Origin of the sequence: Bradyrhizobium sp. OK095 (genome assembly GCF_900109945.1) — a bacterium.
Taxonomy (GTDB): domain Bacteria; phylum Pseudomonadota; class Alphaproteobacteria; order Rhizobiales; family Xanthobacteraceae; genus Bradyrhizobium.
Genome location: NZ_FOBX01000002.1, coordinates 196,230 through 220,259, shown reverse-complemented (window position 1 = coordinate 220,259; position 24,030 = coordinate 196,230). Strand labels below are relative to the sequence as shown.

General features: G+C 65.0%; 22 protein-coding genes. 13 read left to right on the top strand and 9 right to left on the bottom strand.

What is annotated here, in order from left to right:
- Positions 1 to 8: 8 nt before the first annotated feature.
- Together BMW89_RS06120 and BMW89_RS06115 are read right to left on the bottom strand one after the other, a co-directional pair.
- Positions 9 to 1,055, bottom strand: coding sequence for an ABC transporter substrate-binding protein (locus BMW89_RS06120; protein ID WP_092023779.1), 1,047 nt, complete (start codon positions 1,053 to 1,055; stop codon positions 9 to 11).
- Between the two features lie 30 nt (positions 1,056 to 1,085).
- Positions 1,086 to 2,180 carry an ABC transporter ATP-binding protein gene (locus BMW89_RS06115; RefSeq protein WP_092023777.1) on the bottom strand — a complete coding sequence of 365 codons (1,095 nt, stop codon included), beginning with the start codon at positions 2,178 to 2,180 and terminating at the stop codon, positions 1,086 to 1,088.
- 88 nt (positions 2,181 to 2,268) lie between these two features.
- On the opposite strand from BMW89_RS06115, the gene BMW89_RS06110 reads away from it, so the two are divergent.
- Positions 2,269 to 3,651 carry an amidase gene (locus BMW89_RS06110; protein WP_092023776.1) on the top strand — a complete coding sequence of 461 codons (1,383 nt, stop codon included), beginning with the start codon at positions 2,269 to 2,271 and terminating at the stop codon, positions 3,649 to 3,651.
- Here the strand turns inward: BMW89_RS06110 and BMW89_RS06105 are convergent.
- Together BMW89_RS06105 and BMW89_RS06100 are read right to left on the bottom strand one after the other, a co-directional pair.
- Positions 3,648 to 4,397: an aspartate/glutamate racemase family protein gene (locus BMW89_RS06105; RefSeq protein ID WP_177195859.1), complete on the bottom strand. Its 750-nt coding sequence runs from the start codon at positions 4,395 to 4,397 to the stop codon at positions 3,648 to 3,650. The two genes, BMW89_RS06110 and BMW89_RS06105, sit on opposite strands and share 4 nt — an antisense overlap.
- 2 nt (positions 4,398 to 4,399) lie before the next feature.
- Positions 4,400 to 5,110 (bottom strand): GntR family transcriptional regulator, encoded by a 711-nt coding sequence (locus BMW89_RS06100; RefSeq protein WP_092023772.1) that lies wholly within the window; start codon positions 5,108 to 5,110, stop codon positions 4,400 to 4,402.
- A 200-nt stretch (positions 5,111 to 5,310) separates the two neighbouring features.
- Between BMW89_RS06100 and BMW89_RS06095 the strand changes: the two genes are divergently transcribed.
- Genes BMW89_RS06095 through hydA form a run of 5 tightly spaced genes read left to right on the top strand, consistent with a single transcriptional unit; the run spans position 5,311 to position 10,085 of the window.
- Positions 5,311 to 6,315, top strand: coding sequence for an ABC transporter substrate-binding protein (locus tag BMW89_RS06095; RefSeq protein ID WP_092023770.1), 1,005 nt, complete (start codon positions 5,311 to 5,313; stop codon positions 6,313 to 6,315).
- On the top strand, positions 6,299 to 7,150 hold the full coding sequence (locus tag BMW89_RS06090) for an ABC transporter permease (RefSeq protein ID WP_092023768.1): 852 nt from the start codon (positions 6,299 to 6,301) through the stop codon (positions 7,148 to 7,150). Before BMW89_RS06095 ends, BMW89_RS06090 begins: the two co-directional genes overlap by 17 nt.
- Positions 7,150 to 7,926, top strand: coding sequence for an ABC transporter ATP-binding protein (locus BMW89_RS06085; RefSeq protein ID WP_092023766.1), 777 nt, complete (start codon positions 7,150 to 7,152; stop codon positions 7,924 to 7,926). Before BMW89_RS06090 ends, BMW89_RS06085 begins: the two co-directional genes overlap by 1 nt.
- 9 nt (positions 7,927 to 7,935) lie before the next feature.
- A complete protein-coding gene (locus BMW89_RS06080) occupies positions 7,936 to 8,664 on the top strand; it encodes a maleate cis-trans isomerase family protein (protein ID WP_092023764.1) in 729 nt (242 codons plus the stop codon).
- Positions 8,628 to 10,085 carry a dihydropyrimidinase gene (gene hydA, locus BMW89_RS06075; RefSeq protein ID WP_092023762.1) on the top strand — a complete coding sequence of 486 codons (1,458 nt, stop codon included), beginning with the start codon at positions 8,628 to 8,630 and terminating at the stop codon, positions 10,083 to 10,085. Before BMW89_RS06080 ends, hydA begins: the two co-directional genes overlap by 37 nt.
- Positions 10,086 to 10,111: 26 nt before the next feature.
- Here hydA and BMW89_RS06070 read toward each other — a convergent pair whose 3' ends face one another.
- From BMW89_RS06070 to BMW89_RS06050, 5 genes are all read right to left on the bottom strand, one after another.
- Complete coding sequence (locus BMW89_RS06070) at positions 10,112 to 11,152, bottom strand: Bug family tripartite tricarboxylate transporter substrate binding protein (RefSeq protein WP_092023760.1); 1,041 nt, start codon at positions 11,150 to 11,152, stop codon at positions 10,112 to 10,114.
- 204 nt (positions 11,153 to 11,356) lie between these two features.
- On the bottom strand, positions 11,357 to 12,112 hold the full coding sequence (locus BMW89_RS06065) for a siderophore-interacting protein (protein ID WP_244547544.1): 756 nt from the start codon (positions 12,110 to 12,112) through the stop codon (positions 11,357 to 11,359).
- A gap of 18 nt (positions 12,113 to 12,130) precedes the next feature.
- Complete coding sequence (locus BMW89_RS06060) at positions 12,131 to 12,820, bottom strand: O-methyltransferase (protein WP_092023758.1); 690 nt, start codon at positions 12,818 to 12,820, stop codon at positions 12,131 to 12,133.
- A gap of 105 nt (positions 12,821 to 12,925) precedes the next feature.
- Positions 12,926 to 13,750, bottom strand: coding sequence for an AraC family transcriptional regulator (locus tag BMW89_RS06055; protein ID WP_092023756.1), 825 nt, complete (start codon positions 13,748 to 13,750; stop codon positions 12,926 to 12,928).
- 101 nt (positions 13,751 to 13,851) lie between these two features.
- Positions 13,852 to 14,790 carry a LysR family transcriptional regulator gene (locus BMW89_RS06050; protein WP_092023754.1) on the bottom strand — a complete coding sequence of 313 codons (939 nt, stop codon included), beginning with the start codon at positions 14,788 to 14,790 and terminating at the stop codon, positions 13,852 to 13,854.
- Between the two features lie 170 nt (positions 14,791 to 14,960).
- Between BMW89_RS06050 and BMW89_RS06045 the strand changes: the two genes are divergently transcribed.
- The 7 genes from BMW89_RS06045 to BMW89_RS06015 all read left to right on the top strand — a co-directional run bounded on the left by BMW89_RS06045 (position 14,961) and on the right by BMW89_RS06015 (position 24,011).
- Positions 14,961 to 15,581, top strand: a complete 621-nt coding sequence (locus BMW89_RS06045) for a UbiX family flavin prenyltransferase (protein ID WP_092023752.1) — start codon at positions 14,961 to 14,963, stop codon at positions 15,579 to 15,581.
- Positions 15,582 to 15,606: 25 nt separating this feature from the next.
- A complete protein-coding gene (locus tag BMW89_RS06040) occupies positions 15,607 to 17,028 on the top strand; it encodes a UbiD family decarboxylase (protein WP_092023750.1) in 1,422 nt (473 codons plus the stop codon).
- Positions 17,029 to 17,152: 124 nt separating this feature from the next.
- The gene (locus BMW89_RS06035; RefSeq protein WP_092023748.1) at positions 17,153 to 17,992 is read left to right on the top strand and encodes a helix-turn-helix transcriptional regulator; all 840 of its coding nucleotides are present in this window, start codon (positions 17,153 to 17,155) and stop codon (positions 17,990 to 17,992) included.
- A gap of 143 nt (positions 17,993 to 18,135) precedes the next feature.
- Complete coding sequence (locus BMW89_RS06030) at positions 18,136 to 21,147, top strand: xanthine dehydrogenase family protein molybdopterin-binding subunit (protein ID WP_177195858.1); 3,012 nt, start codon at positions 18,136 to 18,138, stop codon at positions 21,145 to 21,147.
- Positions 21,144 to 21,959: an FAD binding domain-containing protein gene (locus BMW89_RS06025; RefSeq protein WP_092023744.1), complete on the top strand. Its 816-nt coding sequence runs from the start codon at positions 21,144 to 21,146 to the stop codon at positions 21,957 to 21,959. The genes BMW89_RS06030 and BMW89_RS06025 overlap by 4 nt, the downstream gene beginning before the upstream one ends.
- On the top strand, positions 21,956 to 22,474 hold the full coding sequence (locus tag BMW89_RS06020) for a (2Fe-2S)-binding protein (RefSeq protein ID WP_092023742.1): 519 nt from the start codon (positions 21,956 to 21,958) through the stop codon (positions 22,472 to 22,474). The genes BMW89_RS06025 and BMW89_RS06020 overlap by 4 nt, the downstream gene beginning before the upstream one ends.
- A complete protein-coding gene (locus tag BMW89_RS06015; protein WP_092023740.1) occupies positions 22,467 to 24,011 on the top strand; it encodes an AMP-binding protein in 1,545 nt (514 codons plus the stop codon). The genes BMW89_RS06020 and BMW89_RS06015 overlap by 8 nt, the downstream gene beginning before the upstream one ends.
- Positions 24,012 to 24,030: the final 19 nt, after the last annotated feature.

Below are 24,030 nucleotides of genomic sequence, written 5' to 3'. Positions count from 1 at the left end.
CAGTGGTTTTAGATCTTGATCTCGCGGTTGAAGCGCTCGATCCAGGCCGAGCGCTGCTCGTTGATCTTCTTCCAGTCCTGGAACACGAATTTCTGCTTCAGCTCTGCGGTGTCCTTGGCGAGCACGCGCGCGATCTCGCCGCCCATCGTGACCTTGGAGTTGGTCGGCACGATCAGGTAGGGAGGGTTCATCAGCGTGGTCTGCACTTCAGGCGTCAGCGACGCCTCGATCAGCTTGAAGGCAAGATCGCGGTTCGGCGAGTTCTTGACGATATGGATCGTGGTCTTGAAAGCGATGGCGCCTTCCTTCGGCGCCACGAACTCGACCGGCACGCCGCGGGCTTTCAGGATCTGGATTGCGTTGAAATTGCCGGGCGAGATGTCGATCTGACCCTGCTGGAACAGCGTCGCGAGTGCACCGGGATTGGCGGCGACCGCCGCGAGATTGGGCTTCAGCTCTTCGATCGCCTTGAAGGCGGGATCGACGTTGGCTTCGGAGCCGCCGCGCATCTTGGCGATCTCGACCAGCCAGCCGGTGCCGAGCGTCGAGTTGAGGTTGGTGATGCCGACGCGGCCCTTGAACTCGGGCTTCCAGAGATCGGCCCAGGAGGTCGGCGGCGTCTTGATCGCTTCGGGATTGTAGGTGAGGCCGACGACCTGGAAGAACGGGGCGGGGCCCATCGGCTCCTGCGCTTCGGAGATCAGGTCCTTGTAGTAAGCGCTCTTCTCGACCGGATAGGGCTCGACCAGGTCCTGGCCGATCGCAACGAGGGCAGGACCGGGATCATGCAGCATGACGTCGATCGGCGGATTGGCTTTTGCGGCATTCACCTTCGCGATCTGGTCGACCGAGAGCATGGGGTCGAGCACGATCGCGGCATCGGCGTTGGCCTTGCGGAACGCCGGCACCAGCACGGCCTTGTGGGCTTCTTCCCAGCTTCCGGTGAAGGTCGCAAACACCAGCGGACGGGCCTGGGCATAGCTCAGTCCGGGAAACGCCTTCATGGCGCCCAGTGTGAGTGCGGTGGTCATCAGGCTTCGGCGGTTCATGATCATGTTCGAACTCCCTCTGGACAAAGACTGGATTTAAAGGGTTGCGGGAAAAGCGTTGGCGAGTGATGGCGCAAGCGGCGCAAGGCGCACCGCAGCGCCGCTCTCCAGCGCGCGCGTCTCGCCGATGCGCGCCTGGGAGATCTTGACGCCGGAGCCATCGGCGGTGGTGACCTCGTGGACGACGGTGGCACCCAGCGGCAGCGACATGCCGACGACGCCGGCAAAACCGGTCTCGTCGCCGACGAATTGCAGATGCTCGGGGCGGATGCAGACAGTAACGCGGCCGCCCTCGGTGAGGACGCCGCCCGCGGGCCGGGCAATGATCTCCGCGCCCGCATCGAGGCGGACCTTGGCGGCGGTCCGATCCGCCGATATCACAACGCCGGGCATGCGGTTGCTGGAGCCGACGAACGTGTTCACGAACAGGGTCTGCGGGCGGTCGTAGACGTCCGACGGCGTACCGAACTGCTCGAGCTTGCCATGGCCCAGCACGGCGACGCGGTCGGCCATCGACAGCGCTTCTTCCTGGTCGTGGGTCACGATCAGTGTGGTGATACCGGAGACGCGTTGCAGCCGCTTGATCTCGATCTGCATGTCGAGCCGCAGATTCTTGTCGAGCGCGGCAAAGGGCTCGTCGAGCAGCAGGATCGACGGCTTGATCGCGAGTGCGCGGGCCAGCGCGACGCGCTGCTGCTGGCCGCCGGAGAGCTGCCGCGGCAGCCGCTCGGCCATCGCAGGCAGTTGCACCAGCTCCAGCAGGCGCTGCGCCTCGCGCTGGCGCGTCGCCTTGTCGATGCCGCGGGCGGCAAGGCCATAGCCGACGTTCTCGCTGATCGACAGATGCGGGAACAGCGCATAATTCTGGAATACGATGCCGACCGCGCGGCGGTTCGGCGGCAGCGCATCGACGATGTCGTCGCCGATGATGATCCGCCCTTGCGACTGCGCGATGAAGCCGGCGATGATCCGCAAGAGCGTGGTCTTGCCGCAGCCGGAGGGCCCGAGCAGCGCGATGATCTCGCCGCCCTTGACGTCGAGATTGATGTTCTCGACTGCGAGCGCACCGCTCGGATAGCGGTGGGTGACGGCGTCGACGACGAGCGAACGTCCGCCTTGCGCTTCAGCCATGGTGTTGCCTCCCGTTGCCCCAAAGGAGAAAGCAAGTCTCGTGCCCGCCGCGCTCGCCTTTCGAGGCGCGCTCAGGCATTGTGCGGCGATGACATCGATCTGCGACTTCGCCGCCACAACCCTTGCGCGCGCCATTGGCAGCGGCGAGCTCTCCTCGCGTGACGCCGTCGAGGCGCATCTTGCGCGGATCGCTGATCGGGACCCGCAATTGGCGGCGTTCGTGACGGTCGATGCCGAGGGCGCCCGCCGCGCCGCGCAAACCTGCGATGCCGCCCCCGCACCAGTCGGCCCACTGCATGGCGTGCCCGTCGGGATCAAGGACCTCACCGACACCGCGGGGCTTGCGACCACCTACGGATCTCTGCTGTTTCGCGATCATTTGCCGGCCGAAGACGATCTCGTGGTGGCACGGCTGCGACGTGCAGGCGCGGTCATTTTGGGAAAGACCAACACGCCCGAATTCGGCTTTGGTGCCGTCTGCACCAACAAATTGTGCGGACCGACGCGCAATCCCTATGATCCTTCGCTGACCTCCGGTGGGTCGTCCGGCGGCTCCGCCGTCGCGGTCGCGACCGGCATGGTTCCGCTGGCGCATGGCACCGATTTCGGCGGCTCGGTGCGCACGCCCGCCAGCTTCTGCGATGTCGCTTCGATCCGGCCGACGCCCGGCCGCATCCCGTCGCCGCGCCGTCCGCTCGGCTGGGACATGCTCGCCACCCATGGCTTCCTCGCTCGCGCTGTTGATGATCTCGAACTTGCGCTGTCGGTATGTGCTGGAGGCGACGTCCACGATCCACTCTCGACCGGTGTCGTCAATGACGATCGTCCGCTCGCAGGGCGTCCCCGGATCGCAGTGACGCCGGATTTCGGGTTCGCGCCGGTTGCGCGCGATGTGCGTGCGCGTTTTGCTGCGGCCTGTGAGGCGCTCGCACGCGTTGGCGACATCGTGCCGTCCTCGCCCGATTGCGGCGGAGCGATCGAAACCTTCCGCACGCTGCGCGCCGCGCACATCGCCAATAGTTATGGCGAGCTGCTGAGGACGCGCCGCGACGAGCTCACGCCCACCGTGATCTGGAATATCGAGGCGGGCGCAAAGCTCTCCGCGGAAGATTATCTGAACGCCGAGCGCCGCCGCACCACGATCTATCGCAGCTTTCGCGAGCTGTTCAGGCGCGCCGATTTCCTGGTCGCGCCCGCGGCGTCGGTCTTCCCCTGGCCGAACGAGGTCAGCGACGTCACCGCGATCGACGGCACGGCGCTGGAGACGCCGATCGATTATCTCGCCGTCACCTTCATCGTGTCGCTGGTCGGTTTTCCGGTCCTGACCTTGCCGGTGCGCCGGGAGGCGAACGAACCGCCCTTCGGCATCCAGATCATCGCGCCGCCCGGTTGCGAATCCCGCTTGTTTGCCTTTGGCCGTATGATCGAAAATGAATTGGGTTTTTCGCATCGCCGGCCAAAGCTCCCCTAGCTGTCGCGATGCTCGAGCCGGGCGGCGAGCGCATCGGCAAGGCCAAGGGTGGGTTTTGCGGCGGGCCGGCGGAATGTGCCCGCCGTCGCCTTGCGCAAGCGCAGCGCCACCAGCGCTTCGGCCTGCTTCACGGCGGCGACGACCTGATCGACGACGGGGACGGGGATCCGGTCGGCGACGCGCTCGGCAAGGCCTGAGAGCGGCGCGCCGGCAAAGATCAGAACATCGGCTTCATCCTCGACGATGGCGCGTTGGGCGAGCGCGACGAGCAGGTCCTCCTTCTCGGTGCCGACCTCCGAAATTGCCTGGAACGGCGTATCGAGCATGCGGATGCCGGCGCAGCGCTCGCGCAGTCCGTGGTCGCGGACGCATTCCTCGTACCAGGGGCCCAGAGCCTGCGCGAAAGTGACGATGGCGAAGCGGCGTCCGGCCATGCAGGCCGTCAGCATCGCGGCTTCAGCCAGGCCGACGACGGGAATGTCAAAGGTTTCGCGCGCGGCGAACAGGCCGGGATCGCCGAACGCGGCGATGATTGCAGCATCAACCTTGGTGTGCTGCTCGGCCAGCATTTCCAGCGCGATGGCGCCGCCGATCTGCGCCTCGGTACGCGTGGAGATATAAGGCACGCCGCGCGAGGCGGTGCAGGGGACGAGCTCGGTGCCGGGTGCTGCAGCGCGCTGCCCGACATCCGTCATCAACTGGGTGACTGCGGTGCTGGTGTTGGGGTTGAGCAGCAGCAGCTTCATGGTCAGGCCGCCGTCAACTTGAGCTTGGAGAGGGCGAGAGTCTCGAGCAGCGCGGTGCCGGTCTGGCGGACATGGGCGCCGAGCAGGCGTCCCGCGGCTTCGCTGTCACGCGCCTCGAGTGCCGCGAGGATGCTGGCGTGCTCGTCGACCGAATTGCTCCAGCGCCGGTCGGCGCCAAGTGCGAGGTAACGCGCGCGTTCGGCGCGGGAGATCAGCGTCTCGTGCGCTTCGCGCAGCGGCGTGTTGCGCGCCATACGGACGATGGTGTTGTGGATCTCGCCATTGATGGCGAAGTATTCGTCGAGCTTGCCGTTGCGGTGGTGACCTTCCATGCGGGTCTGGAGCGTGCGCAAGCGGGCGAGATCGCGCTCGGTCGCGCGCTCTGCGGCAAGCTCCGCCGCGAGTCGCTCGATGCCGGCCAGCGCTTCGAACAATTCGGAGATGCTGTCGACCGCGAGGCCGGCGATGCGCGGGCTGCGATTGGGGCGCAGCTCGATCAATCCTTCCGCCGCCAGCACCTTCATGGCTTCACGAAGGGGCGTGCGCGACACGCCGAGCTCCTTCGATAGTCTGGTCTCCTGGGTCTGCGAACCCGGCGGCAACTCGCCGCGAATGATCATCGTCCGCATCCGCGCGGCGGCGCGCTCATGCAGGCCCATCCGCTTGAGTTTGGGCGACTTTCGTCCCTTCGGCGCTTCCGATTTTGGCTGCACGCGTGCCTCACTTCCCAATTCGATCCTAGCCGCTTACGGCCCTTTGGCTTGCTCAAAATACCGACGCATCTAGCTGAAAACAATGGCATACCGCGCAAATTGTATGCAGCATGCAAAAACCGGATTGCGCTGCCGCGAAGGCCGACGGATGATCTTCCGCAACACGCGCGAGATCTCGCGCCTTCGAAACGGAGTGAGCGATGCGGACGAGTTTGCGACTGGGCCTCGTGGTGATGGCGGCAATGCTTGGTGGAAGCGATCTCGCCTCCGCGCAGACCGCAAAGATCAAGCTCGGCTATGCCAAATGCGCGCACTGCCTGCCGATGTCGCTGATCTCAGGCATGGCGAAGGGTGTCGAGGTCGATGCCACCGGCTTCAACTCAGGTAATGACGTGCTGACGGCCCTGGTCTCGAAGAGCATCGACGTCGCGCAGGTCACCTACCTCCACTACATCACCGCGCTCGACAAAGGTTTTGATGTCGTCGCCGTGTCCGGCCAGATCAACGGCGGCTCGGAATGCCTGTCCTCGGCGAAGCTGAACCTGCCGCCCGAGGACTGGGCCATTTTCAAGGCCACCGTTGCGAAGGCGAAGAGCGACGGTCAGCCGCTGAAGGTCGCGGCCTCCCGCGGCAATGCGCAGGACATCCACATGCGCGGCGCATTCCTGAAGCAGGGCGTCGATCCCAACAAGGACATCCAGTTCATCAACATTCCGAATCCGTCCGACCATCTCGCAGCGTTGCAGCGCGGCGAGGTCGACATGATCTGCACGGTCGAGCCGTTCGCCTCGCAGATCCGCCTTGCCGGTGCTGGCAAGCATTTTGTGCTGCCGTATGACCAGGCCGCAGGCAATCTCACCAACTTGATCGTCACCCGTTCCGATGTCATTGCCAGCCAGCGCGCCGGGGTTCAGGGCGTCGTCACCGCCGTGGTCGAGCTCGACAACAAGCTGATCGCCGACAAGGCGTTGTGGATCGACGTCATCAACAAGCTCACCGGCCTCGACAAGAATGTTGCGACCGAGGCGCTGAAGAATGCGTCGCCCGATCCTGCGATCCATCGTTCGCAGACGCTCGCGATCGCGGCGATGATGCGCGACCTCAAATACATCGCGAAGGATGTGTCCGCGGAAGCGGAGAAGAACATGGACTATTCGTTCCTGGAGCAGGCCACGGGAAAAGCCAAGAATGACCTCGGTTATTGATGCCGCGCCGGCAAGGCGCGCGTTTCGGCTGACGCGGCTATTTCAGGGGCTCGAACGCGTCGTCGTGCCTGCGCTGTTGATCGCGGGCTGGGAAGTTTTTGCCCGCAGCGGCGTGCTTCCGCCCGCGCTGCTGCCGGCGCCGAGCGCGGTGCTGCATGCGCTCGGTGACTGGGTGTTCGGCTTCGACGAGACCACGCAGACCTATTCCGGGCACTGGCTGCGCGATGCGCTCGCCAGTGCTTTGCGCGTGTTCGGTGGTTTTGCGCTGGCAAGCCTGCTCGGCATCCTCGCCGGTGTCGCCATTGGCTGGTCGCGTCTGTTCGAGAAGACGCTGGAGCCGACGCTGCAGATGCTGCGTCCGATCCCGCCGGTGTCCTGGATCCCGCTCGCGATCATCTGGTTCGGCATTGCCGACAAGCCGGCGATCTTCCTCGTGTTCCTCGGCGCCTTCTTTCCCGTGCTGATGAATACCATCCACGGCGTCAAGACCGTGGACCATAATCTGGTGCGTGCCGGTGCCATGATGGGCGCAAGCCAGCGGCAGATGCTGACCGACATCGTGCTGCCGGCAGCGCTGCCCTCGATCTTCGCGGGCCTGCGCATCGCGGTCGGGTCGGCCTGGATGCTGACGGTCACGGCCGAGATGGTCGCGGTGAAAAGCGGCCTGGGCTACGTGCTGTGGGATTCCTACTACTTCCTGCGCTACGACATCGTGCTCGCGGCGATGATCTCGATCGGGCTGCTCGGCTATCTCTCCGATCTCGGCCTCAAGGCGATCATGGCGCGCACGCTGCGCTGGCAGCAGACGACAACCGTGCAGGGCAGGGCGGGCTGATGGCGGCAATCGAGCTTCGCAACATCGTCAAGGTGTTTTCCGACAAGCGGCGCGGCCGCGACCTGCTGACGCTGGACAACATCAATCTCGACATCGAGGCCAATGATTTCGTCTGCCTGCTCGGCCCGTCCGGCTGCGGCAAGTCGACACTGCTGAACATCATCGCCGGCTTCGAGCAGGCGACCTCCGGCCGCACGCTGGTCGACGGCAAGCAGGTGGAGCGGCCGGGCTCGGACCGCGGCGTGGTGTTTCAGCAACCGACCCTGATGCCGTGGCTCACCGCGATCGACAACGTCGCCTTCCATCTCAAGCTCAAGGGCGTCACTAAAGCCGAACGGTACGATCGCGCCATGGAGTTCATCGATCTCGTAGGCCTCCGCGGCTTCGAGCATCACCATCCCTCCGAGCTGTCCGGCGGCATGAATCAACGCGTCGGCATTGCCCGTGCGCTGCTGATGAACCCAAGCGTCATCCTGATGGACGAGCCGTTCGCGGCGCTGGATGCCCAGACCAAGCTCGAAATGCAGGAGGAGCTGGTCGCGATCTGGCAGAAGCGCCGCTGCACCATCGTGTTCGTCACCCACAGCGTCGACGAGGCGCTGGTGCTCGGCAACAAGATCGTAGTGATGACCAAGCGGCCGGGCCGGATCCGCGAGGCCGTGAACTTCGACATGCCGCGCCCGCGCGATATCACCAGCCCCGAATTCAACGACGCAAAGCGCCGCATCCTGTCCCTGATCCGGGAGGAGTCGACGCGGCTTGCGCAGGCGTCGTAAGGTAGAGCCATGCGCAAACGCCTCGGCATGATCACGCCGTCCTCCAATTCGGTGCTCGAGCCCGTCACCAGCGCCATGCTGCACGGCGTGGCTGATGTCACCGCGCATTTCTCGCGGTTCCGCGTCACCGAGATCGCGCTCGATGCCGCAGCGTTGAACCAGTTCGACGCCTCGGTGATGCTGCCTGCGGCGGACCTGCTGGCGGATGCCAAGGTCGACGCCATCGCCTGGAACGGCACGTCCGCAAGCTGGCTCGGTATCGGCCGCGACCGGAGCCTTTGCGAAGCGATCACGGCGCGCACGGGTGTCCCCGCGACGACATCCACGCTCGCCTGCATCGATGCCGCCCGCGCGCTCGGCGCCAAGCGCGTCGGTCTCGTCTCCCCCTATACGGACGATGTGCAGCGACGGATTGGCGGCGTCTGGGCCGAGGAGGGGATCGCTCCGCATGCCGAACGCCATCTTGGCCTGCGCGACAATTTTTCCTTTGGCGAGGTCGCGCCTGCAACGATCGCGGAGATGATCCGCGCGGTCGCGGCGGAAGGCGCCGATGCCGTCGTCATCCTCTGCACCAATCTCGATGGTGCCGCGCTTGCGGCCTCGCTCGAACGGGAATTGGACATCGCCGTACTGGATTCGGTCGCGGTCACGCTGTGGCGGACCCTTGAGCTCGCCGGTGGCGACGTCGGAGCTCTTGCGGAATGGGGCCGGATATTCCAGACATCTTCTATCAAGTGACGGAGGCTCCTGTGACGCAGCTCGATCTCGCCATTCGCGGCGGCACCATCGTGACGGCCAGCGACGAGTTTCGCGCCGATATCGGCATTCGCCACGGCCGCATCGTCAGCATAGCCGACAGTATCGAAGGCGCGGCGCGCGAGATCGACGCGACGGGGCTGCTGGCGCTGCCCGGCGGCATCGACAGCCATGTTCACATCGCGCAAGCCTCGGGCCCCGACGTGGTGATGGCGGACGATTTTGCCTCGGCGACGCGCTCGGCAGCGGCCGGCGGCAACACCATGGTGCTGCCCTTCGCACTTCAGGAGAAGGGGACGTCGCTGCGCACCTGTGTCGAGAACTACCGCAAGCTCGCCGAGGGCGAATGCTACATCGACACCGCGTTCCATCTCATCATCTCCGACCCGACCGCGGTCGTGCTCGGGCAAGAGCTGCCGGCGCTGGTCAAGGACGGCTACACCTCGTTCAAGGTGTTCATGACCTATGACGACCTCGTGCTCAGCGACGAGCAGCTGCTCGAGGTGTTCGACGTCGCGCGCCGCGAGGAGGCGCTGGTGATGGTCCATTGCGAGGGCTACGACGCCATCCGCTTCCTCACGAGCAAGCTGGAGCGCGAAGGCCACATCGCGCCCTACTATCACGGCACCTCACGGCCGCAGGCTGTCGAGCGCGAAGCGACGCACCGCGCCATCAGCCATGCCGAGGTGATCGGCGTTCCCATCATGATCGTCCACGTTTCCGGGCGCGAGGCGATGGAGCAGGTGCGCTGGGCCCAGCAGCGCGGATTGCCGGTGCATGCGGAGACCTGCCCGCAATACATCACGCTCACGGCCGACGACATGAAGGGCCTGAACATGGACATCACGGGCGCGAAGTACGTCTGCTCGCCGCCGCCGCGCGATGCCGAAAGCCAGCAGGCGATCTGGGAGGGTATCACGACGGGCGTGTTCCAGACCTTCTCGTCTGACCACTGCCCGTTCCGCTACGACGATCCCAAGGGCAAGCTGACGCCGAATGCACGGACGTCGTTCCGCTGGGTGCCGAACGGCATCCCCGGTGTCGAGACGCGGCTGCCGATCCTGTTCTCCGAGGGCGTCTCGAAGGGGCGGATCAGCTTGCAAAAATTCGTCGAGCTGACCGCGACCAACCATGCGCGGATCTACGGTCTCTATCCACGCAAGGGCTCGATCGGTGTCGGCTTCGATGCGGACATTGCGCTGTGGGACCCGAAGCTGACGAAAACAATTCAGCAGGCCGATCTGCACCACGGCGCGGACTACACGCCGTGGGAAGGCTTTGACGTCACCGGCTGGCCCGTCACCACCATCGCGCGAGGGCGGGTGGTGTACGAGCAGGGCAAGATCGTCGGCGACAAGGGTGCGGGCGAGGTGCTCAGCCGCGGCAAGTCAAGCCTGGTGTGATCGTCACATCGAATAGATGTGACTGATCACATCGGCTCGATGCCGATCTTCTTGATGATGCCGGCCCATTTCGTGGTCTCGGACGTCATGAAATTCGTCAGGCCCTGCGGGTCCATCACCAGCGGCTCGGCGCCCTGCTCGACGAAGAGAGCGCGCACCTTCGGGTCGTTCACGGCTTCGACCATCGCTTTATAGAGTTTGTCGACGACGGCCTTATCGGTATTCGCCGGCGCAAGCAGCGCAAGCCACGCGGCACTCTCGTAATTCTTCAGGCCGGCTTCTGTCGCGGTCGGCACATCAGGCAGCGCCGTCATGCGCTTGTCGCTGGCAACCGCGAGCGGGCGCGCATCTCCGCTCTTGATCAGGCCGAGAACGTTCGGCAGGAGCTGAAAGCCGAGCGGGACCTGGCCCGCGATGAAATCGGGCGTGTACGCGGCGATGTTGCGATAGGGAACGTGCGTGAGCTCGGTGCCGGTGAGCTGCTCGAAATAGGCGGCCGACAGATGCTGCGACGAGCCGACGCCGACCGTCCCGTAGTTCAGCTCGCGCGGGTGCGCCTTGGCGTAGTCGATCAGCTCGGCGAGTGTTTTCGGCGGCAGCTTCGAATTGATCACGATGACATTCGGCAGCGTTGCGAACAGGCCGATCGGGGCGAGGTCCTTCAGCGGATCGTAGGGCAGGTCCTTGTAGAGCGACTTGTTCGCAGCCAGCGGGCCGGAGGTGCTCATCAGCAGCGTGTAGCCGTCCGGGGCCGCATGCGCCGCGGCCGCGGTGCCGATATTGCCGCCGGCGCCGGGGCGGTTGTCGACCACGAAGACCTGCCCGAGTGACGCCGACATGCGGTTGAGCAGGATGCGCGTGATGACGTCGCTGGCGCTGCCGCCGGCAAAGGGCACGAGCACTTGCACCGGCCGGGCGGGATAGTCTTGCGCTTGTGCAGATCGCAGTCCGGCGGCTGCGAGAGCCGCGCCTGCGCCAAGTGAGAGCAGCGACCTTCGGTCAGGACGAAGTCCCTTGCTCTGCTGCTGAACGATGTCCGTGATCTTGCTGCGACCGAACCGTGTCATCTCGGACTGAATCTCCCGACCGTGTCTTGTTCTGCGAACCCTGGGATTGTCCGAGACAAGAGTCGGGGATGGAGCCAGGCCGCGTTTTCTGCGCCTGGACCGTAGCTAGCAGGCCGCCGCAATCGTCATGCCTGCTGGTCTCACAACTTACCAACCCGTCTCATTCTGCACCGGGCGCGACATCTTGTCCTGACGAGACGCGGCTTAATCCAGCCCGCTCTTGCCCGGAGCCCAATACGCTTTTGCCTTGATCCGCGACGATGCGACACTCGCAGCCTTCAGCGCGCGGCTGATGCGCTGGATCGAGGATGCCTTGCCTATCAGGACGAACTGCGCTCCGTTTGCAGCAAGCCGCAGCAATTCCGCCTCAACGGTCGCGAGATGAGCGTCGTCGGCGCTGCGTGCGATCAATCGTGCCTCGCCGAGGCTGACGGCATCGAGCACCTGCCGCGACTCCGCGACATCAGTAGCTTCAAACATGTGGAGCGTATCGCTGGCTCGCAGAGTCTGGCGCAATGACGCCGCAAGGCCGAACGAGGTCTCATCGCCGAACAGGACGACAGGCGCGACGAGGCCGGCGAGCTCGAGCGAGCGGCGTGGACCGAAGAACTGGCAGGTGTCGCCGTCGCGCAAACCACTGGCCCACCGGCTGCCGGGGCCATCGCCATGCGAGAAGGCGAGCAGCCGTGTCCTGCCTTTGCCGGCATCCCACGACATCGGGGTATAGGTGCGCGCACTCAGGCCCGCGCCCATCGCGACCTGGATCTTCTGGCCGGCAGTCCAGGCGACGCCCCTGAGTGCTTCGCCTTGGAGCTCGATGAGCTGAAAGTGCGGCGAGAGCGTTTCGACGGCAGCGACGCGCGCAGAGCGCATCAGCCATTGCAGCAACATCCGCGTGACGCGGCCTTGCTGTGCCTGCGATGATTCGGAAATTTGCGGCTGCTGGCTGGGCTCGTTCAAGGCTTGGCTCCTGGATTATCAGGTCTTGATCGTGAGTTCGTTGCCGCGCCCCTGATTGAAAGGCAGCGACAGCGAGAGATAACCGTTCCGGGGATCGCGGACGTAGTCGATGTAACCGGAGGCTTCCTCGAACGCGTTCTCGCCGACGATGAGCGCGCCGGGCCTCAGGTGCGGCTCCAGCAATTTCAGAATGGGAAGATAGAGAGTGAAGGCGCCATCGAGCATCACCAGGTCGATGTCGCCGCCGAGGTCGGAGTTGAGGGTTTCGCGCGCATCGCCGAGCCGAAACTCGACGAAATCGGCGAGCCCCGCGGCGGCGACGTTCGCCCGCGCCCGCTCAATCTTGCTAGGTTCGAGATCGCTCCCGATCAGGCGGCCGCCGCCCATGTCGCGCAGCGCTGCCGCCATGTAGATCGCGGAAATGCCCATCGAGGAGCCGAACTCGACGATGCGTTTCGCCTTGCAGGAGCGGACGCACATGTAGAGGAAGAGTCCCAACCGCGGCGAGACGCTCAGGAAGTTGTCTGCGAACCCGTTGTAGAGCCCCTTCAAGTCGCGGCTTTCGGCCTCGATGATCCGGCCAATGATCTCCTCGCGGCTGCTCGTCCCATTTGTGAAGGTCTGTGCCAGCGGCGCATCGGCGGCTTCCGCTTCCTGATGGAGACGATGGAGAACGTCGGCGGCGAGGCCGTCAGTGAGTGAATCCATGTTTGTCGGCTCCTCTGGAATGCGCACGGCGCGCGTCGGAGCCTGGATACGAAATCGTCCCTCCGGCCGCATTCCGCGGACGGGACAATCGATTGCGATTTCCGGTCAATGTGCAGCGATGCGGCGTTCGGCCAGATACCGCGCCGGTGGCTTGCCCAGCGCTTTGCGGAACATGGTGACGAAGGCGCTCGCGCCCTCATAGCCGAGATCGAGCGCCACGGTCTGGACCGAAGATCCCTGGTCGAGGCGTTGAAGCGCGATGAGGATGTGGAGCTGCTGGCGCCAGCGGCCAAAGCTCATGCCGGTCTCGCGTTGCAGGATGCGCGTGAGGGTGCGCGGCGCCATTGCGATGCGCCGGCCCCAATCGTCGATGGTCGCGCGGTCGGAAGGGTCGGCTATCATCGCGCTCGCCATCCGGCGCAGCCTGGTATCTTCAGGCATCGGGAAGCGCAGCTCTTCGGCGGGTGCCAGCGACAGCTGGTCCAGCAGCACCGCTGCGATCCGGCCATCGGCGCCGTCGATGTCGTACATAACGGGCATGTGGGTGGCATGTACCAGCAGTCGTTCCAGCAAAGGAGAGATCGTCAGCGTACAGCATTGCCGGGGCAGCTTCAGTGCAGCATCCGGCTCGACGAACAGGCAATAGACCTCGACATCGCCGGCGACACTCACGCTGTGGGCGACATCACGGGGAATCCAGACCGCGCAGCGCGGTGGCACGATCCAGACGCTTTGCCCGGCTTCCAGCCTGACGACGCCGCGCAAGGCCAGGACAAGCTCGTCCTTGCGATGCGTGTGCATCGCCACCTCGGTGCCCTTCGTGACCATTTCGCCGCCGAAAGCGGCGATGGCGCGCGGCACGTCCTCCGGATTGAAATCGATGGTGTCGTCGGGGCGAAGATCCCCGTCGTTGAGCCGGAAGAAGGGCATGGCGGGATGATTGACCGATCTGGAGGCGATGGACAGGACCCAACCAATATCAGGCCGACGATTGCGACTTTCAACGCAGTGAGATCGAATCTCGACGGGTTCTAAACAGCTCGCTTCCGTGGCTTCCTGCGGGAGGACGGCTCCACCAACTCCCTCGCGGCCGCTGCGGCCTGCGCGAGGTCATGGCTGATGATTTCGAGCACGGCCTTGGCCGCGACCGACACCGCCCGCCGGGGATGATGCACCCAGGCAATGGAGCGCACGATCCGCTGTTCGTCGAAGCGATGTGCCCGGATGGTGCCGCTTGCAAGCGACTGCCGAAGCGCGATGGTCGGCAGCACTGTCGCGAAATCGGTGGTCGCGATCACGTCGCAGAGCGCGGGCAGGGTGTCGAGCTCGAGCCGTGGGCGCAAATCGATGCCGACTGCCGCGGCGTGTTCTTCCAGGATCAGCCGCAGGCCGTGGCGCTTCGAAGGCAGCACCAGATCGAAACCCGCGATGTGGTCGAAGCGCAGTTTGGCCGGCGGCTTGATTGGGCTGTCCTTGCGGCAGGCAAACACCATCTCCTCGTCCATGATGTGATGCGCGGCCAGCGGCGTCTTCCGGCGCGGCACGTTGATCAGCGCGAAATCGAGCTGCCCGGTGTTGACCCAGTCGACCAGCGTCTCGGTGTAGCCTTCGCAGGCCGACAGCGTGATCTCGGGGTAACGGCTGGCAACCGTCGCCGACGAGCTCGCCATCGTGCTCTGCGCGACCGAGGTGATGAGGCCGACCGAGACCCGCCCCGAAATGCGCCCGCCGAGCTGCGCCATCTCCTGGCGGGCATATTCGGCATCGCGCACGATCGGCGCCGTCAATCGCACCAGCGCTTCGCCGGCGCTGGTCAGCGTCATGCCCTGGACGCTGCGGTCGAACAGCTTTTGGCCGAACTCGGCCTCGAGCTTGGCGATCTGCATGCTCAGCGCCGGCTGCACGATGTTGAGCTGGCGCGCGGCCCGGGTGACGTTCTTCTCCTCGGCCAGGCACAGGAAATATTGCATCTGCCTGAGTTCCACGGATCTGTCCTTCGTTCGCCGATCTTGCTCTCAATCCATCATTTCAGATGATGAATGATATAATCAATCATTATTTGTGGTGATAGCTAGCATTGCCTAGTCTCGTGACGGACCGCAGCCTCAAGGACGCGTGCCCAGGGAGCGAAATCATAAATATGCAGGACGCTACGCCCAAGCGGATGATCATCGGCATTTCCGGCGCCTCGGGCGTCACCTATGGCGTGCGTCTGCTGCAGCTGCTGCGCAATGCTGGCGTCGAGACGCATCTGGTGATGTCGAAAACGGCCGAGCTGACCTTTGCCTATGAGACGGAGCTGAAGATCGCGGAGGTGAGGGAGCTCGCCAATGTCTGCCATGCGATCGACGATATGGCCTCGGCCATCGCCAGCGGCTCGTTCCGTACCGCCGGGATGATCGTGGCGCCGTGCTCGATGCGCTCGATGTCCGAGATCGCCTCGGGCGTGACCACGACGCTGCTCACCCGCGCCGCCGACGTCGTACTCAAGGAGCGCCGGCGTCTGGTGCTGATGGTGCGCGAGACCCCGCTGCACACCGGGCATCTCCGGACGATGACGGCACTGTCGGAAATAGGCGCGATCATCGCGCCGCCGGTGCCTGCCTTCTACGCAAAACCCGAAAATCTGGAAGACATGGTCGAGCACACCGTCGGCCGCGTGCTCGACCTGTTCGACATCGATATCGGCGTCGTGCGCCGCTGGGGCGAGGATGAGGCGCTCAAGCGCCGCTCGCCGTCGCTGCGCAAGATCGCGCCCTGACCTGAAGACCTCTGAGGAAAGTCATATGCAAATGGAAACTCCGGCCAAGCAGGGCACGAACGCGCCGTCGGATCTGCGCGCCTGGCTCGCTTATCTCGCCGAGCGCGGCAAGCTTGCCGTCGCCCGCGAGGGCATTGGCCTGGCCGACGAACTCGCCGCCGTCGCCAAGCGGCTGGAGCGCGACAGTGCCGTGCTGTTTCCGCGCCCCGACGGGCACGAGATTCCCGTTGTCGCGAATCTCTTCGCCGGCCGCGATTGGGTCGCCGATTCCATCGGCGTGACCGAGGACCAGCTGCTGCCGCGCTTCCTGGCCGCCGCGAGCCATCCGCTGCCGACGCACGAAGTGGAGAGCGGGCCGGTGCAGGACGTCGTGCACGAGGACGTCGATCTGCTGCGCCAGCTTCCGGTGCCCAAGCATAATGAGCGCGACAGCGGTCCCTACATCACCGCCGGCCTCCTGATCGCCCGTAACCCCAAGACCGGCGTTCAAAACGTCTCGATTCACCGCTGCCAGATCTCCGGCAAGAACCGCATCGGCGTGCTGCTGCTGCCACGCCACACGTTCTCCTATTATCGCTTCGCGGAGGAGATGGGCCAGGCGCTGGAGATCGCGATCGTGATCGGCGCGCATCCGGCCTTGATGCTGGCGTCACAAGCGATCGCCGCGCTGGACGAGGACGAGATGGCAATTGCCGGTGCGTTGCTCGGCGCGCCCGTGGACGTGGTCAAATGCCGCACCAATTCGGTCCGCGTGCCCGCTCATGCAGAGATCGTCATCGAGGGGCGCATTCTGCAGGGCGTGCGCGAGCCGGAAGGCCCGTTCGGCGAATTCCCCCAATATTATGGTCCGCGCGCCAATCGCGAGGTGATCGAGGTCGACGCGATCACGCATCGGAAGGATCCGATTTTCCACACCATCGTCGGCGGCGGTTTTGAGCATCTGATCCTCGGCGGGGTACCGCGCGAGGCGACGCTGCTCCAGCATCTGCGCCGCAGCTTTCCCAATGTGCTCGACGTTCGCCTGACGCGCGGCGGCACCTGCCGCTATCATCTCGCGATCAAGATCGACAAGACCAATGACGGTGAGCCGAAGAATATCATGATGTGCGCCTTCGGCGCGCATTACGACATCAAGCAGGTGATCGTGGTCGACAAGGACGTCGACATCTCCTCGTCCGAGGAGATCGAATGGGCGGTGGCGACGCGCTTCCAGGCTGACCGCGATCTCATGGTCGTATCAGGCGCGCTCGGCTCAAAGCTCGATCCGACCACCGATAACGGTATCAGCGCCAAGATGGGCCTCGATGCGACCGCGCCGATCAGCGCGCCCGAGCTGGCTTTCAAGCGCATCAGCGTCAAGGGCGAGGAGGAGGTCGATCTCGCCACCGCCTTGCAGGTCGACCCGAGCGCCGCGGTCGCGCGGCTGCTTGCGGAGGCGCGGACATGAGCGGATTACCGGCCGCCTGCAACTTGCGTCTTTGTGCGCGGTTGGAATATGTAGCGGGTGCTGCTTATAGTGCCGCGCCAACAAGCCAATCATTTTGCGGCGCAATGCCGGGAGGAAGGAACTGATGTCGACGGCCCTGCGCATCGCTCATGGCGCTTTCGGCAGGGTTGCGCTGCTCGACATGGATCGTTCGCTGGTCCGCCACGCCCATCATCACTGCCACGTCCTGCTCAAGGTCGAGGGCGCCGACACCCAGTTTCTGGTCGGCGACCAGGTGACGCCGCTCACCGACACCGCCGCCGTTCTCGTCGACGGCTGGAAGCCGCACGCTTATGTGCATGACGCCGACCGACCGCGTACGCTGATCATGGCGCTATATATCGAGCCGGAGTGGCTGAAAGAGTTCCGTCCCGGCTGGGCCGCCAGTGGTGCGCCGGGCTTTTTCGAGCGGCCGTCAGGCGAGGTGTCGCCGCGCATCCGCCAGCTCACGTTGCATTTGGCGGCTGAAATGATGGCGAATCCGGATGCGGTACATACGCATGAGCAGACGCTGTCCGATCTGATGATCGCAGTGATCGAGCGCTTCACCCCGTGGCGCAGCTTCCCGACCTCGATCCGCGGCATGAGCGCGGTGAGCTGCGATTGGCGCATCCGCCGCGCGATGGACGCGATGCGGGTGCAGGACTCTTATGCCAATGTCGATCAGTTCGTGAAGGGCGCGGGGCTCTCTCGCGCGCAGTTCTTCCGCCTGTTCGAGACCTCGCTCGGCGTCTCGCCAAAGCTTTATCTGAACGTCGTCCGCATGGAGCGCGCGCTCGATGCCGTCATGCGCGAGGACACGCCGCTCGGCGAGCTCAGCGAGCGGTTTGGTTTTCCGGAGCCCGCGCATTTCACGCGCTTCTTCCGCGATCATGCCGGCGTCAGCCCGCGCGAGTTTCGCAACGTCTCGCGTCTTGCGGGTTGAGTCTTGCGGACTGATATTGCGCTGCACGCGCGCGAATGAGACGATTTGGTAAGTCGTGAGAGCGGGCGGTATGGCCCCCGCATCCCCTGTCCTGACATCTGTCACCGTCGCGTCAAAGAACGCGTCGGGAGGTATGCCGGGACATGGTGCAGGCTGCGGTTCAATCCGCAAATTCAGTCGATCAGAGTGACGACAGGCCGTGGGTCGGGCGTTCGATCGAGCGCGTCGAGGATGCCGCGCTGCTCTCTGGCGGCGGCCGCTTCATCGACGATCTCGGCGTTGCGCCCGGCACGCTGCACGCGACGATCTTGCGCTCGCCGCACGCGCATGCCGACATTCTCTCGATCGACGTTGAAGCCGCGAAACGCCTTGCGGGCGTTGCGGCGGTCCTGACCGGCGAGGACGTCAAGGCGGTCACGACAACCCTGGTCGTCGGCGTGAAGGCGCCGGTCGAATGCTGGCCCATCGCGATGGACCGCGTGCGCTATGTCGGCGAACCCGTTGCCGTGGTCGTTGCAACCGATCGTGCGCGCGCCGAGGATGCGGCCGAGCTGATCAACGTCGAATACCGCCCGCGCGGTGCCGTGGTCGATCCGCTTAGTGCGCTCGTATCAGGCGTGCCGGTGCTGCATGACGGCTTTCCCGGCAATCTTGCCAGCGAACGCGCCTTCCGCTACGGCGATCCTGAAAAAGCCTTTGCGGAGGCGCCGCATCGCTTCTCCATCGACATCCGCTATCCCCGCAACTCCTGCACGCCGATCGAGACCTACGGCGTTGTCGCCTCGCATGATGCCGGCGAGGACGCCTATGAGGTGCTCGCCAATTTCCAGGGTCCGTTCAGCATCCACACCGTGATTGCGCGCGCGCTCAAAGTGCCGGGCAATCGGCTGCGGCTGCGCACGCCACCGGATTCCGGCGGCAGCTTTGGCGTCAAGCAGGGCGTGTTTCCTTACATCGTGCTGATCGCCGCCGCCGCGCGGGTCACGGGTAAGCCGGTGAAGTGGATCGAGGATCGGCTCGAGCATCTCACCGCATCGGTGTCGGCGACCAATCGCGCGACAACATTGTCTGCGGCCGTGGCGGCCGATGGCAAGATACTCGCGCTCGATTGGGACCAGGTCGAGGATTGCGGTGCGCATCTGCGCGCGCCGGAGCCGGCGACGCTCTACCGCATGCACGGCAATATGACCGGCGCCTACGACGTTCGCCACGTCAAGATCCGTAACCGCGTCGTCGTCACCAACAAGACGCCGACCGGCCTCAACCGCGGCTTTGGTGGCCCGCAGGTCTATTTCGCGCTGGAGCGATTGGTTCAGAGGATCGCAATAAGCCTCGGCCTCGATCCGCTCGATGTGATCACGCGCAATCTGATCGATGCAGGCACGTTCCCCTATCGTACCGCGACCGGCGCGCTGCTGGATTCCGGCAACTACCAGGAGGCCGTCGCGCGCGCAGTCGCGCAGGGCAGACTTGCCGAACTTAAAGCGCGGCGCGACGAGGCGCGTGCGCAGGGGCGACTCTACGGGATCGGCTTCACCGCGGTGGTTGAGCCCAGCGTCTCCAACATGGGCTACATCACCACCGTGCTGACGGCCGCCGAGCGCCGCAAGGCCGGTCCTAAGAACGGCGCGCAGGCGACTGCAACGGTCGGTCTCGATCCGGTCGGCAGCGTCACCGTTCATGTCGCCTCGGTGCCGCAGGGGCAGGGCCATCGCACGGTGCTGTCGCAGGTCGTTGCCGACGTCTTCGGCCTCCAGCCAAAAGACATCCGCGTCAACACCGAGATCGACACCGCCAAGGATGCCTGGTCGATCGCTTCAGGGAATTACGCCAGCCGGTTTGCGGCAGCCGTGGCCGGCACGGCGAAGCTCGCGGCCGAGCGTGTTGCCGGCCGTCTCGCCCGCATTGCCGCCAGCCAGCTCAACGTCGAAGCCGCGGACATCGTGTTCGCAAAGGGCTTCGTTGCCTCGAAGCATAATCCGGAGAACCGCATTGCGTTCTCGCGTGTCGCAGCGCTCAGCCATTGGTCGCCGGGCTCGCTGCCTGATGACGCCGGCCAGACCATCCGCGAGACCGTGTTCTGGACGCCGCCGGAGCTGACGCCGCCCGACGAGGACGACCGCATCAACTCCTCGCTCTGCCACGGCTTTATTTTCGATTTCTGCGGTGTCGAGATCGACCGCACCACGCTGGAGACGCGGATCGACCGCTACGTCACCATGCACGATTGCGGCACCATTTTGCATCCCGGCATGGTCAACGGCCAGATCCGCGGCGGTTTTGCCCAGGCGCTGGGTGCTGCGCTGTACGAGGAATACGCCTACGCCGAGGACGGCAGCTTTCTGACGGGAACGCTCGCCGATTATCTGCTGCCGACCACCACGGAGGTGCCGGAGCCCGAGATCTTCCACATGGAGACGCCGTCGCCGTTCACGCCGCTCGGCGCAAAGGGCGTCGGTGAAGGCAATTGCATGTCGACGCCGGTGTGTCTCGCCAATGCGGTCGCGGATGCGCTCGGCGTTGCCGATATCACGCTGCCTCTTGTGCCCGCGCGGCTTGCCGAATTGGTGCGCGGCGACGAGCCGCCGCCTCCCGCCGGCGGTGCAACCACCGCGCCTGTGCGCGAAGGCGACCGGCGGTTGCGCGGCGAGGGGCAGGCGTCCGTCAAGGGCGCGCCGGAGCAGGTCTGGGCGATGCTGCTCGATCCCGCGACGCTGCAGTCCGTCATTCCCGGGTGCCAGCGCGTCGACAAGATCACCGATACGCATTTCGGCGCCGACGTCACGCTCGGCATCGGCCCCGTCAGTGGGCGCTATCGCGCCGACGTGGAACTGTTCGATCTCGATCCGCCGCGCGCGGTCACCTTGCGCGGCGGTGCCACCGGCGCGCTCGGTTTTGGCAATGCGGAAGGGCGCATCACGCTCGCGCCCGACGGCAATGGCGGGACAAAGCTGGCCTACAGCTACGACGCCGCGATCGGCGGCAAGGTCGCGAGCATCGGTGGCCGCCTGCTCGACGGCGCGACGCGCGTGATCATCGGCCAGTTCTTCACCGCGCTTGCGCGCAAGGCTGGCGGCGGTGGCGCAGCGGGCGGGGGCTTTTCGCTATTCGCCCTGCTGGCAAAGGTCGCGAGCCTGTTCGGGGGGCGCCGATGAAGCCGCCCGCATTCGATTATCTCCGCGCCGAAAGCATCGGTGACGTTCTCGATGGGCTCGCGCAGCAAGGCGGCGATGCGCGTGTGCTCGCGGGCGGGCAGTCGCTGATGGCGATGCTCAACATGCGCCTCGCCAAGCCAAAACTGCTGATCGACATCATGCGGCTCGAGGAGCTACGCAAGATCCAGCGCAAGGGCGATACGGTCATCATCGGCGCCGGCGTGCGTCAAGCTGATCTCCTCGCTTGGCCGGACCTTGTCGACGCGCTGCCGCTGGTGGCGCTGGCTCTCCCCTGGGTTGGGCATATGCAGACCCGCAGCCGCGGCACCATTTGCGGCTCGCTCGCGCATGCCGATCCCAGCGCCGAGATGCCGCTGACGCTGGTCGCGCTCGGCGGCGAGGTGCTTTTGCGCAACGCCAAACGCCGCCGCCGCGTCGCGGCCAAGGACTTCTTTGCAGGCATGATGCTGACCGCGCGCAGCGATGACGAGCTGATTGAAGGCATTTCGCTGCCTGTCATCAAGGGATCGCGCGCCGCCTTCCGCGAGGTCGCGCGCCGTCATGGCGATTTCGCCATTGTCGCCTGCGCCGCGATGAAAACCTCCACCGGGGTGCGTCTCGCCGTCGGCGGCGTCGCCGACGTACCGACCGCGCGCGACTGGCCGCGGCTTGAGGGCAGCGCGCTCGACGACGCCCTCAACGCCTTCGCTTATGAGCTCGGAGCCCGTGACGATGTCCACGCCACCGCGCGCTATCGCCGCGATCTCGTGCGCATGATCGGCCGTGATCTGATCGGCGAGGTGCTGCAATGACTCGTCTCAAGGCAGATGCCCGCCACTCCGTCCGTTTCTCGCTGAACGGAAAGCTTGTCGAGGGCGAGGCCGAGCCGCGCATGCTGCTGTCCGATTTCTTGCGCCACCAGCTGGGTGCGACCGGCACCCATGTCGGCTGCGAACACGGCGTCTGCGGCGCCTGCACCATCATCGTCGACGGCATGCTGACCCGGTCCTGCCTGACACTCGCCGCACAAGTTGAAGGCTGCGAGCTTAGGACAGTCGAAGGGCTCGCGCCGTCGGCCGACCGTCTCGGCGTGCTGCAACAGGCATTCCGCCGCAACCATGCGCTCCAGTGCGGCTTCTGCACCGCGGGCATTTTGATGTCGCTCGATCACTACCTCGCTGGGAACCCGACGCCGACCGAGGCCGAGATTCGCGACCTCCTCAGCGGGCATATCTGCCGCTGCACCGGCTACACCCCCATCATCCAGGCGGCGCTTGAAGCAGCCGCAGAACTCGCTTCATCCAAAAAAGAGACGTCAGATGCTTGATCTCGCCAGCAGCTTCATGGCCAGCGTCGCGCGCGATCCAAACGCTGTTGCACTGGTCGACGGCGATCTCCGCCTGACCTACCGGCAATGGTACGCCAGGATTTCCGCGCTGTTGGCTTCCTTCGACCGCCTTGGCCTCAAGCCCGGCGATCACGTTGTCACGCTGTTGCAAAATCGCTGGGAAGCCGCGACGCTGCATTGGGCCTGCCAGTTCGCAGGCCTCGTGATCACGCCGATCAACTGGCGCGCCAAGTCCGACGAACTCGATTACTGCATCGAGAACGCCGAAGCCTGCGCGATTGTCTATCAGGACATTTCCGCCGAGGCGGTGCAGGGATCGGCGCTATCAGGCAAGCTACTGCGCGTCTCCGTCGATCCCGGAACGGGCGATGCCATCAATGTTTCCGACCTGATCAAGGACAGCGCGCCGGACGCCGAGCCGCGCGTCGGCGCCGATGCCTGGTCGATCATGCTCTACACCTCGGGCACGACGTCGCGGCCGAAGGGCGTGCCGCGCCGGCATCGCGCCGAGCGCGCGGCAGCGATCGCCCATGTCGCGCAAAATCTCTACGGCCGCGGCGAGCGCACGCTCGGCGTGATGCCGCTCTACCACACCATGGGGGTCCGCTCGCTGCTGGCGATGTCGCTGATCGGCGGCAGTTTTATTTGCCTGCCGCGCTATGACAGCCGTCAGGCGCTGGTGCTGATCGAGAAAGAAGAAATCACCAACCTCTATCTGGTGCCGACGCTCTATCACGACCTCGTTCACCACGACGCCTTTGCCAAAACCGACGTATCGAGCGTGCGCAAGCTCGGTTTTGCGGGCGCGTCGATGACCGATGGCCTGCTGAAGAAGCTGAACGAGGCATTCAAGCCAAACCTGTTCGTCAACCACTACGGCAGCTCCGAGATCTATACGTTTACGATCGACCAGAACGCGGCGGCAAAGCCCGGCTCGGCCGGCAAGGCGGGGTTGAACCAGCACGTCAAGGTCGTGCGCATCGGCGCGCGTTCGGTCGCGGAGCTTGCGGCGGTCGGCGAGGAGGGCGAGATCATCGCGACGCTCGCCGGCGATGAAGCCTTCGAAGGCTATTGGCGCCGTCCGGAGGCCGACGCCAAGTCCCTGCGCGAAGGCTGGTACTTCACCGGCGACACCGGCTTCGTCGATCCCGACGGCGATCTCTTCGTCACCGGCCGCGTCGACGACATGATCATCACCGGCGGCGAGAACGTCTCGCCAGTCGAGATCGAAAGCTGCCTGTCGCTGCATCCTGATGTCGACGAGGTCGCGGTGGTCGGCGTCGCCGACGAGAAATGGGGCAAGGTCGTCGCCGCCTTCGTCAAGCGCAATCGCGCCGTCTCCGACGTCGAGCTGGAGCAGTTTTGCCGCACCTCAGGCCTTGCCAATTTCAAGCGGCCGCGCCGTTACGTTTTCGTCGACGCGATCCCGAAATCGCCGGTCGGCAAGTTGCTGCGGCGACTGCTCGTCGCCGGAGAATACGAGGCCGAGCGCCTGCCGCCATCGGACGTCGCCTGAATCAATCGTCAACAGAAGG